Origin of the sequence: Pontitalea aquivivens (assembly GCF_046507575.1) — a bacterium.
Taxonomy (GTDB): domain Bacteria; phylum Pseudomonadota; class Alphaproteobacteria; order Rhodobacterales; family Rhodobacteraceae; genus Pontitalea; species Pontitalea aquivivens.
This window is the reverse complement of the sequence record NZ_JBKFEY010000031.1, coordinates 16,012-27,319: the sequence shown is the minus strand read 5'-3', so window position 1 is coordinate 27,319 and position 11,308 is coordinate 16,012. Positions and strand designations below refer to the sequence as shown.

Annotated in this window: 12 protein-coding genes; 4 read left to right on the top strand and 8 right to left on the bottom strand. The window is 62.0% G+C overall.

Annotation, left to right across the window (positions count from 1 at the left end):
- From ACK8OU_RS18100 to ACK8OU_RS18085, 4 genes are all read left to right on the top strand, one after another.
- Positions 1 to 535 (top strand): major capsid protein (locus tag ACK8OU_RS18100; protein WP_410304759.1); only part of this gene is annotated, 535 nt, incomplete at its 5' end.
- Positions 535 to 783: a transposase gene (locus tag ACK8OU_RS18095; RefSeq protein WP_410304758.1), complete on the top strand. Its 249-nt coding sequence runs from the start codon at positions 535 to 537 to the stop codon at positions 781 to 783. The genes ACK8OU_RS18100 and ACK8OU_RS18095, both read left to right, overlap by 1 nt.
- A gap of 11 nt (positions 784 to 794) precedes the next feature.
- On the top strand, positions 795 to 1,124 hold the full coding sequence (gene tnpB / locus ACK8OU_RS18090) for an IS66 family insertion sequence element accessory protein TnpB (protein ID WP_410304757.1): 330 nt from the start codon (positions 795 to 797) through the stop codon (positions 1,122 to 1,124).
- 310 nt (positions 1,125 to 1,434) lie between these two features.
- On the top strand, positions 1,435 to 3,129 hold the full coding sequence (locus ACK8OU_RS18085) for an FAD-dependent oxidoreductase (RefSeq protein ID WP_410304756.1): 1,695 nt from the start codon (positions 1,435 to 1,437) through the stop codon (positions 3,127 to 3,129).
- Positions 3,130 to 3,173: 44 nt separating this feature from the next.
- On the opposite strand, the gene ACK8OU_RS18080 is transcribed toward ACK8OU_RS18085, so the two are convergent.
- From ACK8OU_RS18080 to ACK8OU_RS18045, 8 genes are all read right to left on the bottom strand, one after another.
- On the bottom strand, positions 3,174 to 3,815 hold the full coding sequence (locus tag ACK8OU_RS18080; RefSeq protein WP_410304755.1) for a GntR family transcriptional regulator: 642 nt from the start codon (positions 3,813 to 3,815) through the stop codon (positions 3,174 to 3,176).
- A gap of 147 nt (positions 3,816 to 3,962) precedes the next feature.
- The gene (locus ACK8OU_RS18075) at positions 3,963 to 4,817 is read right to left on the bottom strand and encodes an NADPH-dependent oxidoreductase (RefSeq protein WP_410304754.1); all 855 of its coding nucleotides are present in this window, start codon (positions 4,815 to 4,817) and stop codon (positions 3,963 to 3,965) included.
- 33 nt (positions 4,818 to 4,850) lie between these two features.
- A complete protein-coding gene (locus ACK8OU_RS18070; protein WP_410304753.1) occupies positions 4,851 to 5,699 on the bottom strand; it encodes a fumarylacetoacetate hydrolase family protein in 849 nt (282 codons plus the stop codon).
- Positions 5,700 to 5,742: 43 nt separating this feature from the next.
- The gene (locus ACK8OU_RS18065) at positions 5,743 to 6,462 is read right to left on the bottom strand and encodes an NIPSNAP family protein (protein ID WP_410304752.1); all 720 of its coding nucleotides are present in this window, start codon (positions 6,460 to 6,462) and stop codon (positions 5,743 to 5,745) included.
- Positions 6,463 to 6,521: 59 nt separating this feature from the next.
- Positions 6,522 to 7,670 carry an ABC transporter substrate-binding protein gene (locus ACK8OU_RS18060; protein WP_410304751.1) on the bottom strand — a complete coding sequence of 383 codons (1,149 nt, stop codon included), beginning with the start codon at positions 7,668 to 7,670 and terminating at the stop codon, positions 6,522 to 6,524.
- 47 nt (positions 7,671 to 7,717) lie between these two features.
- Complete coding sequence (locus ACK8OU_RS18055; RefSeq protein WP_458524360.1) at positions 7,718 to 8,440, bottom strand: ABC transporter ATP-binding protein; 723 nt, start codon at positions 8,438 to 8,440, stop codon at positions 7,718 to 7,720.
- Complete coding sequence (locus tag ACK8OU_RS18050; RefSeq protein ID WP_410304749.1) at positions 8,440 to 10,254, bottom strand: branched-chain amino acid ABC transporter ATP-binding protein/permease; 1,815 nt, start codon at positions 10,252 to 10,254, stop codon at positions 8,440 to 8,442. Before ACK8OU_RS18050 ends, ACK8OU_RS18055 begins: the two co-directional genes overlap by 1 nt.
- A complete protein-coding gene (locus ACK8OU_RS18045) occupies positions 10,254 to 11,300 on the bottom strand; it encodes a branched-chain amino acid ABC transporter permease (protein ID WP_410304748.1) in 1,047 nt (348 codons plus the stop codon). The genes ACK8OU_RS18050 and ACK8OU_RS18045 overlap by 1 nt, the downstream gene beginning before the upstream one ends.
- Positions 11,301 to 11,308: the final 8 nt, after the last annotated feature.

Sequence of the window (11,308 nt, the reverse complement as noted above, 5' to 3'; positions counted from 1 at the left end):
TATCACCCCGGCGACAGAGGTGGATTTCGACCTCGATAACGCGAGCCCGGCCTCCGGCGCGCTGCGCAAGCGCTGCCAGGCGCTGATCGAGAGCGTCGAGGACAGTCTGGGCGGGCTCGCCGCCGGTGCGGTGCAGCTGCGCGCCGAATGCGGCTCGGCGTTCTTTTCTGATCTGGTGGCGCATAGAGAGGTGCGCGAGACCTATCTCAACACCGCCGCTGCGGCCGATCTGCGGGGCAGGGTGGGCGAGGAGGTCAGTTTTGGCGGCATCACCTTCCGCCGCTACCGGGGTGGCCTGGGCTTCGGCGTGCCGACCGACAAGGCGATCTTCTATCCCGAAGGCGTCGATGGGCTCTTCGAAATCTACTACGCCCCGGCCGACACGTTCGAGACGGTCAACACCCTGGGCCTGTCGCTCTATGCGCGGATGATCCCCGATCGCGACCGTGACGAATGGGTGCGCCTCGAGATCGAGTCGAACCCGCTGCCGATCTGCACCCGGCCCCAGGTGCTGCGCAGCGCACGGCGGACGTGATGACAGCCTTCGCGGCGGCGCTGGAGCCGGGCGTGAACGTTTCGGCGCTGGCACGCCGCCTGGGGATTTCGCCGCCGCAGCTGTTCGGCTGGCGCAAGGCCTTCCTCAAGAAGCAGGACGCGGACATTACGGCGGTCACGGAGACTTCCTTGGTGGAGATCGTGATGGGCGGGGTGACGATCCGTGTCGGGTCGGACGTCAGCGAAGCTGCGCTACGCCGGATCCTGCGTGCGGTGCGCTCAGCATGATGCCGTCAGGCGTGAAGGTCTATCTGGCCAGCGAACCTGTGGACTTCCGGAAGGGCCCGGACAGCCTGCTGTCGCTGGTGCGCGATGCCGGCAGAGATCCATTCAACGGCGCGCTTTACGTGTTCCGGGCGAAGCGGGCGGACCGGGTCAAGATCGTCTGGTGGGATGGCACCGGCGTGTGCCTGTTTGCGAAGCGGCTGGAAAAGTCCTCGTTCTGCTGGCCGCGGATCGGGCCTGTCCGGGTGCAGCTCAACCACGCCCAGTTGATGGCGCTGCTCGAGGGGCTGGACTGGAAACGGGTGCGGCCCGTGGCGGTGAAAGCCCCTGTATTTGCGGGCTAATCGGACAGCGGCAAAGTGAATCACCCCGGCCCGGAAGGTCGATCAGCCGAGGCATGCCCAAGCGGGATGTGCTACCCGAGACAATCATCACCGGATTAGGCCCAGTTGATCCAGACGAGCAGGCACAATGCATTCGCTACGGGCAGATAGTCCAAGGATACTTAGACGATAATCTCAGTCTTTAACGATAAAATAGATCAATAACGGTTGCGATTGGGGTTGGATTGGGTCAGAAACTTTGATGTCTCTGATCCTGAGCGGGAGAAGAGTTTTGTATCGCAGATGAAGAACAAAACTGGGGAAGTGAGAGATGTCTGAATTTCCAAAAGCCGCCGATGTCATTGTACTGGGATCGGGGGCCGCAGGGCTGTCTGCGGCAGTCGTCGCCAAGCATTTTGGTGCTGAAGTTCTGTTGCTGGAGCGCGACTCGGTTTTTGGTGGCAGCACGGCCATGTCCGGCGGGGTGGTCTGGGTGCCGTGCAATCCCATGATGGAAAGTGTCGGTCACAGGGACACACCTGAGGAGGCCCGGACCTATATCGCATCCATTGCGGGGAACAAGTTCAGGCCCGATCTGGTGGATGCCTTCATCGCGCATGGCGCCGAAATGGTGCATTTCATGCATGGGCACACCGCGCTTCGGCTGATCCCGCGGGCGCTTGCCCCGGATTACCAGCCCCATCGCCCCGGTGCCAAGACAGGTGGCCGGGCGCTTGACCCCCAGGTCTATGACGGGGCGGCGCTTGGGCCGTGGTTCAGGCGCTTGCGTCGGCCGATCCGCGAGTTTCTGGTGCTTGGCGGCATGATGGTCAGTGCCCGTGACATCGCGCAGCTGATGCGCACCTTGCACTCTCCGCGTGATTTCTGGGCTTCGACCAAGATGGTCTCAAGCTATCTTCTGCAGCGTCTGCGCCATCCACGGGGCACGCGCCTTGTGCAGGGTAACTCCCTTGCGGCGCAGTTGATGAAATCGGCACTGGATGCCGGAGTTCCGATGTTTGACAGCTGCGATGTGGTCGATCTGCAAAAGACCGGCGATCGCGTCGATACCGTGCGGTTCCGGCACGGTGGGCGGGAGCATCAGATTACCGCGCGTTGCGGAATTGTGCTTGCGGGCGGGGGGGCGCCTGCCTCTGAGGCGTTTGTTAAGACTTATACCCCAACCCCGCAAAGCCACTTCACGATGGCACCGAAGGAAAACAAGGGCGGGCTCCAGAAGCTTGCGCTGCGCCTTGGCGGCCGGCTTGCCGAAGATGTCGTCGATCCGGTCAGTTACACGCCGGTCTCCTTGCACAAGAAGCGCGATGGCACCGTGATCCGGTTTCCCCACCTTTTTCTTGACCGGGCAAAGCCAGGCCTGATCGCGGTGAACACCTCGGGCCGCCGCTTTGTAGACGAGGCCAGTTCGTATCATGACTTCATGCTCCGCATGCTGGATGACAGTCAGGGCGGTAGTGTTCCGGCCTGGCTGATCTGCGACGAGAAGTTTTTGGGCAAGTATGGGATGGGGCTGGTGCGGCCGGGACTTTACCCGCGCAAGCCCTATCTGGACAGCGGGTATCTGCGCAAGGCGGCCACCCTTCAAGCGCTCGCCCGCGAAATCGGCGTCGATCCGTCGACACTTGCCCAGACCGTCACCCGCCACAATGATTTTGCCCGCGCGGGTGTGGATGAAGATTTCGGCAAGGGATCAAACATCTACGACTCACATCTCGGCGATCCGGCCGTCAAGCCGAATCCCTGTCTTGCGCCGATCGAGACGGCCCCCTTCTACGCCATCCAGATCGTTCCGGGTGACATCGGGTCGACCATCGGCCTGCAAACCGATGGCGCTGCGCGGGTGGTTGACGCCGACCATCGGCCGATCCCGGGTCTTTACGCCGTTGGCAACGACATGAACTCGGTGATGAGCGGCACCTATCCGGGCGCCGGCATCACGCTGGGGCCGGCCCTGACCTTTGGCTATATTGTCGGCAAGGAACTGGGCGGCATGGCCCGGCCCTGACCACGGCACGCCGCCCCCATCGGGCGGCATGACCGCTTGCGGGCTTAGCTGAAAGCGGCCCGCAAGCGTTCTTCGATGTGGAGAATATGCGCACGCATAATCGCTCGGGCGCGGCTGGGGTTGCGGTCTTCGATTGCGGCGATGATTGCCTCATGCTCGTCATGGGCGCGCGACAGGCGGTCGACGAACACTTGCAGCCGCGACGCGGCAATGAAGAAGTCGCTGCGGTCGCCAAGGGTTTCCACGATTTCCGCTACCGACTCCGATTGCGCGGCCCTACGCATCTCGAAATGAAGCTGGCGGTTCAGCCGGCGGTATTCCAGCCCGATGGCGGGATCGTCGCGCAACTCGCGCAGCATGCCTATCCGCGCCGAGATTTCCTTCAGCGTGGCGATGTCTGCCGCGCTTGCGCGTTCTGCAGCAAGTTCGGCGATCAGGGCTTCGCCTTCCGCGAAAAGCCGGAAGAAATCCGAGATGTCATTCGGCTCATAGCGCCGGACATGGCAGCCGATCTGGGGCAGGATGGTAATGAACCCCTCGACCGACAGCCGCTTCAGCGCCTCCATCACGGGGTGTCGGCTGACTGAAAGCTCTGACGCAAGCCGGTCGATGGGTATGGCGTCCGACGTCTGGAATTCTCCACGCAGCAGGCGATCCTTGATTTCGTTGTATACGATGTCTGACAACCCCAGACGCCGGGTTGATTGCCGGATGGAGTGCCGTTCGCCAGCGATCATCTATTGCCTTTCTGCATTGGATTTGTGCCTCTGCCTTGGCTGACTACTCAGAATTGGCCTGCATCAAAAGTGATCTCAAGGGATTTGTTGGCCCCGTCAGCCCAGTTGAAACCCCAGACGTTCCAGCGCGGCTTTTAATCGCTCGCGGCCGCTGAGCCCCGCGGTGGTTTGCAGCCGACCCAGCACCAGGCTGCGCCAGTTTTGCGCGGGCAGGGCCTGTTCCGCCCGGAACGCGGCGGTGGCGCGGTCATGGGCCACCAGCACCTCGGGGTCTTCTGCACGATAGCGTTCGCGGTGTAGAATGGCGGATTGCGGCAGCCGCGGTTTGATCGCCGTCGGGCTTGCCGGATCGGGGTGGCCGATCACCAGACCGACGACGGCATAGGCATTTGGCGGCAGCTCAAGAATGTCGGCTACGGCCTGTGCGTCATTGCGGATCGCGCCTATGTAGACGGTGCCCAGACCCAGCGATTCTGCGGCGATCAGGGCATTTTGCGCCGCAAGAACGGCGTCCAACGATGCCACAAGAAAGGTATCGGTATAGTCCAGACCGTCAAGGTTCAGCCCGGCGTCTGTGGCCAGACGCTGGGCCCGCGAAAGATCTGCGATCCAGACCAGCAGCAGCGGTGCATCAATAATGTGCTGCTGGTTTCCCGCAATCCGGGCCAGACTGGCGCGGCGCCCGGCGTCGGTGATGGCGATCACGCTCCAGGCCTGAAGGTTGGAAGAGGTCGGCGCTGACGAAGCCGCAGCGATGAGCGTTTCAAGAGTGCCTTGCGCAAGTGGTGTGGGCAGAAAGGATCGCACGGACCGATGCGCCAGAAGTGACGCGATGGTCGCATTCCAAGGGCCAATCGGCGTGGCGTCCCGGTAGCGGGCGAAGACGGCCTTTTCGGCCAGATCACCGGCGCAAAACGGCGCGGTTTCGGAATGCGGGTTCGTATCGGTCATGCGGTCCTTCCCAGGCTTGCAAAGCCGGTCGGCTCAGCTCGCCACTTCGTCGACAATGGTATTCGACAGGGTGCCGATCCCGGTGATCTCAACATCGATCCGGTCGCCGGGCTTCATGAAGACGGGCGGTTCGCGGAACAGGCCGACGCCGCCCGGGGTGCCGGTGGCGATGACGTCGCCCGGCAGCAGTTCGGTCACTTGCGAGACATAGGCCAGGATGTCGGGGATGGTGAAGGCAAGGTCTGACAGCGGGGCAGACTGCATCTCTTCGCCGTTCAGCAGCGTGCGAAGGTGCAGCGCCGTGGGGTCCGGCACCTCATCGCTGGTGACCAGCCAAGGCCCCATCGATCCGCTGTCGTCAAAGCTTTTGCCCGGCCAGAACTGGGTGGTGTGGCGCTGGAAATCGCGGATCGAGCCGTCGTTGAAGGCGCTGTATCCTGCGACGTGATCAAGGGCCGTAGCACGGTCGATGTGGCGCCCGCGTTTGCCAATGACCACCGCCAGCTCACCTTCAAAGTCGAATTGCTTTGACACGCGGGGGCGGATCAAAGGCACGCCATGTCCGCGGACCGACGACGGGAAGCGCACGAACAAGGAAGGCTGCTTCGGCGCGTCCCGGCCGGTCTCCTTGATGTGGGTCAGGTAGTTGAGCCCTACACACAGGATTTTGTCAGGGTTGGGAAGCGGCGACCGCAGGGTCACCTCGGAAAACTCCAGCCGCCGACCCACCGACTGACCCAGATCGTTCAGGGCATCCGCCGCCAGCACCGACCGCAGGTCGGGGTATTTCGCGCGCAAGGGGGCCGATGCTTCGCGAATGTGGTCCCCTTCGACGAGACCGTAGCTCGACTGTCCGTCGATTTCAAAAGATACTAGCCGCATGACATGTCCTTGTTAGTAGCACCGCGAGATTGCGGCGGTTGCTTCAGTTTCTGGTCCGTTCGATCGGAGCCCAGTCGACGCGAACTGGCTCAAGAACGTATTGCGTTGCCCGGCCAAGCGCCTGGCGACCATGGCGGGACTTTTCGTCGGCAACGCGGTCGATCAGGGCCTGCCTTGCCACAGGGGCGACCTGCGCCTGCTGCCAGGCCGTTAGGTTCGGCCACTCGACCAGGCTCAGAGCGGTCGGAAGGCGCGGGCCGGTCAAGGCGTCAAAGGCGCCAAGAGTGCGCGCCCCCATCCGTTCGCGCTGGGGAAGTTCGTATTCCGTCATGCGGTCGCGGATCGGTCCGAACATGCCGGTCTTGCCGGGATAGATCGTCAGCTCATGCACCGCGTCGGGATTGTCAAAGGGTAGGGCCCGGTCCAGTCCATGCGACAGGAATGGTTGCAGCAGATGGATCTCGAACTCCTCAAGGAATTCCGAGCCGGCATTTGTCTCTTTGCGAACGCGGTGCCAGTCAGGGTCCGCAGCAAAGGCGGTAAAGGCGGCCTGCCGCTCTTCAAAGCTGCGCCAATGCATCAGATAGACGAAGTTGGCGTTCTCTGGCCCGATGATGCCGCACCAGCCGCCGATGACGTTCACGCCGTGACGCGGAAACAGCCACGACAGCCCACCTTGAAAGCGCTCGACCATGTTTTGCACACGGCCAGGCTCAATCTTGTAGATACGCAGTTCATGAAAGCCTGGAATGGCGCTAGACATGATAGAACCCTTCTTGTGGGGACGTCATGCCGCCGCAAAGCGGCATGACGCGCGGTTGCTCAGTTGGCGAGGCGCCACTTGCCACCCTCGACCTTCACGAGGAACGCGGCGTCATCGCCCACGCCCCACGGCCATGTCGGGTCGGCAAAGGTGTAGTAGCTGTGGGTGCCCGGCAGGCGGTCAAGGTTGCGCAGACCTTCGACAAAGGCCGCACGGAACTCTTGCGTGCCCGGCTTGGCCTTGGTCAGCGCATACTCGATGCCAGCAACGGCGATCAGGCCGGAGTCATAGCCGAAGCCCGAAATCGCATCGGCCTTGCCTTCGCCATGTTCAGCGTTGTATTTGCTGACGAAGTCCAGCGCGACAGCCTTGCGCGCTTCGCTCTCAGGCAGCTGATCCGCAACACCGATGGCGCCGATCACGGCATGCACCCCTTCAAGGGCCGCGCCGCCCAGCGTCAGGAAGGTGGCGTTGAAGACGCCGTTGCTGTTGTAAATCGGGCCCTGATACCGCTCTTTGACCGAGAGGTTGCCCAGCACGCCCGGCGCACCCGAAACACCAAGGAACACTGCGTCCGGGTTGGCCGAAACTAGCCGCAAGACCTGACCGGTCACCGAGGTGTCGGCGCGAGCGTAGCGTTCGTCGGCGATGATCTCATAGCCGCCCTCTGCCGCATATTTCTTCAGCGCGGCCATATTAATGTCGCCCCAAGCATCCGAGAAGCCAAGGAAGCCGACGGTCTTGATCCCACGCGCTTTGAAGTCGGCCACGACGGGAAGGATCCACTTTTCGGGCGGCGGCGGCACGTTGAAGATCCATTCATCGCGCGCATCGCCCAGCTTCACCGGCGCGGCAGGCATGTAGGGCACTTTGGCCGCCGTGGCGATCTGCGCCATCGAGATGGCACTGGGCGTGATGGTCGGCCCGATGATGAGGTCGACCTTTTCGTCTTCGATCAGCTTGGTCGCATTGCGCGCCGCAACCGCCGGGTCGGTGGCATCATCCAGCACGATGACCTTGACCTTTTCGCCGCCGATCTCTTTGGGCAGCGCCAGCGCGATGGCCTGGTTCTGCGGCACACCCTGGGCCGACGCACCACCGGTCAGCGAATGCACGACGCCGATGGTCACATCGGCCTGCACGGCACTTGTCAAAGCCAGAAGCGCCATGGCCGCGACTGATGCGGCAAGTCCTAGTTTCACTTTCATAGTCCATTCCTCCCGTTGGAACATTGAGTTTCAGCAATCATCGAGGCTCAGGTTGCCGAAGAGCCAAGATAGGCGTGGGTGACCCGCGGATCTTTCAGCAGATCCGCCGAGGGGCCGTGCAAAGGCACTTCACCGGTTTCGAGAACATAGCCGTAGTCTGCCGTTTGCAGGGCGGCGCGCGCGTTCTGTTCGACCAGCAGGATACTGACATTCAACGCGCGCAATTGCCCGATGGCCGCGAAAATCTCGCGGACGATCAGGGGGGCAAGGCCAAGGCTCGGCTCGTCCAGCATCAGCAGGCGCGGGCGGCTCATCAAGGCGCGCCCCAGCGCCAGCATCTGGCGTTCCCCACCCGAAAGCGTGCCCGCCTGCTGGTGCATCCGTTCGCGCAGACGCGGGAACAGATCATAGATCTTGTCAAGATCGGCCTTCAGCCCGGCACGGCCCTTGTTGCGATGGATGTAGCCGCCCAAAAGCAGGTTGTCGGCCACTGTCATCTGCGAAAACAGCTCTCGCGTTTCGGGGACAAGCACCATGCCCTGGCTCACCCGGTCCTGCAGGTTCAGAGCATCAACCGCGCGGCCGCCGAACCGCACGTTGCCCTCATAGGGAAGCCAGCCCATCAGCGACTTGAGGAAAGTGCTTTTCCCCGCGCCGTTCGGACCCACGATGGTCACGATCTGACCCTCGTGGATCTGCATCGAGACGTTGTGGATCGCGCTGATCTTGCCATAGCTGACGTTGATGTCAGATGCGTTCAAGAGTTCCATCACACCTCCTCTCCCAGGTAGGCTGCCTGGACCCGTTCGTTGGCGCGGATTTCATCGGGCGTTCCGGCGGCAAGCAGTCGGCCGAACTCCAGGACTACGATGGTGTCGGCAAGACCCATCACGAAATCCATGTCATGCTCGATCAGCAGAATGGTCACCCCGGACTGGCGCAACCGGCGCAACAGCGAAGCTAAGGCCTGTTTTTCCTGTGCGCGCAGACCAGCTGCGGGTTCGTCCAAGACCACCATCCGGGGATCTGAGGCCAACGCACGCGCGATTTCGAGCAAGCGCTGCGGACCAAGTGCAAGGTTTCCGGCCTGAGCGTGGGGGGTGGCGTCAAGCCCGACTTCGCGCAGTGCAGCCAAGGCCATGTCGGCAAAAGCCAATTCTTCGCGCTGGTTAAGGCGTAGGACGCCTGCCAGGAACCCGGCCGTCATCCGCCAGTGCGCCCCCATCATCACGTTTTCCAACAGGCTGTAGTTCGGCCGAATCTTGACGTGCTGGAAGGTGCGTGAGAGGCCCTTGCCAATCAATGACCGCGCCTTCGTTCCTGTGATCCGCTCCCCGTTGAAGTACACCGAACCCGCGGTCGGCGTTTGCATCCCGCTGATCAGGTCGAAGGTCGTGCTTTTCCCCGCTCCATTCGGCCCGATGACGGCGTGGATTGTCGCCGGACGTACATCGAAAGAAACATCGTTCACAGCTACGAGGCCTCCGTACCGCTTCTGCAGCCCTTTGACCTGCAGAAGAATGTCGGCAGATCCCGGCCGGCCGGCACGATTGTAGTGCAGTGCCTTGTGAGCGCTTTCGCCAAGCTTCTTACGTGGCGGTTCTGGAAGGAAGCGAGCCAGCATCGGCGAAAGTCCCTTGGGAGCCTTTTGAATGATCAGGATGAAAGCGATCCCGAAAATCACGATCTCGAAGGTGCCGGCGTTCAGGCCGATCAGCGGCACCAGATCCTGAATGGCATTCTTGCCGAAGGTCACCGCCGCGGCACCTGCCACCGCGCCAAAAATGCTGCCCACACCGCCCAGCACCGACATCAGAAGGATCTGCATGCCCTGGTTCAGATCGAATGAGGAGGGTGAGATGAAGGTTTGCGTATGTGCGAACAGCCAGCCCGCCACGCAGGCCAGCTCGGCCGCGAGAAGGAACAGGATCAGACGCATCCGAAGCGCGTTGATGCCAAGGCTTTCTGCCAGGGCAGGACCACCCCGCAGAGCGCTGATTGCTCGACCTTGACGCGACGACAGAAGGTTGGCGGCGCCGAACAGCGACAGCACCAGAAAGCCCCAGACCAGGTAGAACGCCTTTTGCGGGCGGTCCAGCGCGATGCCGAAGATCGAGATCGGCGTGATATCTCCGATGCCGCTGTGGCCCCCGACCGCGGTCAGGTTGCCAAACACCATGAACAGGGCCACAGCCCAGGCCAGCGTTGTGATCGGCAGGTAATGCCCGCCCAGGTGCAGCGTGACAGCCCCCATCAGACCCGCGCAGATGCCGGTCAGCACCAGGGCGGCGATCAGCCCCAGCCAGGGATCAAGGCCCAATCGAAGGCTGAAATAGGCCGAGGTATAGGCTCCCACACCCATGAAGGCTGCCTGCGCGAAAGAGGTGACGCCACCTGACCCGGTCAACAGCGTCAGCCCAAGCGTGGCCATCGCATAGATGCCAACCAGATTGAACAATGAGATGGCGAAAGAGCTGAAGAACAGCGGTGCGACCAGAAGCACCGCAAGCGCGGCAACGATGGCCAGGGTGCGTTTGTGCGGGTTTTGGGGCAACGAAAGGATTTGCTGTCTGTCGGTCATCATCAGTGTTCCTCCTCTTCCTCAACGACGGACTTTGACAGGAACACGCGCAGCAGGATGATCGGAATGACCGCCAGGAACACGATGATTTCCTTGTAGGCGCTGGCGAAGAACGAGGAATAAGCCTCGGTCAGGCCAACCAGAACCGACCCGACGGCGGCCATCGAATAGCTGACAAAGCCGCCGAGAACCGCGCCCACAAAGCCCTTCAGGCCAATCATCAGCCCAGAGTCGTAGTAGATCGTGACCGACGACCCGATCAGGATGCCAACCACCGAAGCGATAAAACCGCCAAGGATGAAAGCGATGGCGCCCGCGCGGTCGGTGGAAATTCCAACCAGCCGCGCACCGTCACGGTTATAGGCCGTCGCGCGCAGGGCCTTGCCAGAAATAGTCTTGGCAAAGAACAGCGATAGCCCGATCGACAGCAGGATCGCCACGACCAGCACCGCGATCAGTTGGGACTGGATGGTCAGCCCGAAGATGTCGACCGAGCCGCGGATGAAGGCCGTGGTTCGCGCACCGTCAGGCCCGAAGAACATCAGCGCCAGACCCGAAATGACATAGTGCAAGACCAGCGCCACGATCAGCAGCGTCAAGGTGGACGCGGTCGCGATCGGCTGGAACACGATGCGGTAAAGCAGGGGTGCGATTGGCAACACCAGAAAGATCGTCAGCGCCATTTCAACGGCGGGGTGCAGGTCAGATCCGCTGAGCGCATAGCCAATCGTCACCGGCACAAGCGGAAACGCCAGCCACCACAAAAGGGCATGCCCGATCCGCCGGGTGTCGCCGCTGCGCACAAGGCGGTGAATTTCGGCAAGGGTGGCTACCACAGCCAGCACCACCACCAGAAGCACCGTCCCCGGAAGGCGGCCATTCTGCAGCGCATGCAACGTCAGCGCGGCATAGGCGATCAGATCACCATAAGAGGCAAAGATGATCCTCGTCGTGGTGAAGATAAGAACAAAACCAAGCGCCAGCATTGTGTAAACGGCACCTGAGGTGATCCCGTCCTGAAACAGAATCAGCGCAATCTGGAAATCCATCCAGGCCT

Bases quoted from the DNA above. Each gene is read 5' to 3' on its own strand.
- ACK8OU_RS18075 (WP_410304754.1), bottom strand. From the start codon at position 4,817: ATGACCGATACGAACCCGCATTCCGAAACCGCGCCGTTTTGCGCCGGT.
- ACK8OU_RS18050 (WP_410304749.1), bottom strand. From the start codon at position 10,254: ATGATGACCGACAGACAGCAAATCCTTTCGTTGCCCCAAAACCCGCAC.
- ACK8OU_RS18070 (WP_410304753.1), bottom strand. From the start codon at position 5,699: ATGCGGCTAGTATCTTTTGAAATCGACGGACAGTCGAGCTACGGTCTC.
- ACK8OU_RS18060 (WP_410304751.1), bottom strand. From the start codon at position 7,670: ATGAAAGTGAAACTAGGACTTGCCGCATCAGTCGCGGCCATGGCGCTT.
- ACK8OU_RS18085 (WP_410304756.1), top strand. From the start codon at position 1,435: ATGTCTGAATTTCCAAAAGCCGCCGATGTCATTGTACTGGGATCGGGG.
- ACK8OU_RS18045 (WP_410304748.1), bottom strand. From the start codon at position 11,300: ATGGATTTCCAGATTGCGCTGATTCTGTTTCAGGACGGGATCACCTCA.
- ACK8OU_RS18065 (WP_410304752.1), bottom strand. From the start codon at position 6,462: ATGTCTAGCGCCATTCCAGGCTTTCATGAACTGCGTATCTACAAGATT.
- ACK8OU_RS18055 (WP_458524360.1), bottom strand. From the start codon at position 8,440: ATGGAACTCTTGAACGCATCTGACATCAACGTCAGCTATGGCAAGATC.
- ACK8OU_RS18095 (WP_410304758.1), top strand. From the start codon at position 535: ATGACAGCCTTCGCGGCGGCGCTGGAGCCGGGCGTGAACGTTTCGGCG.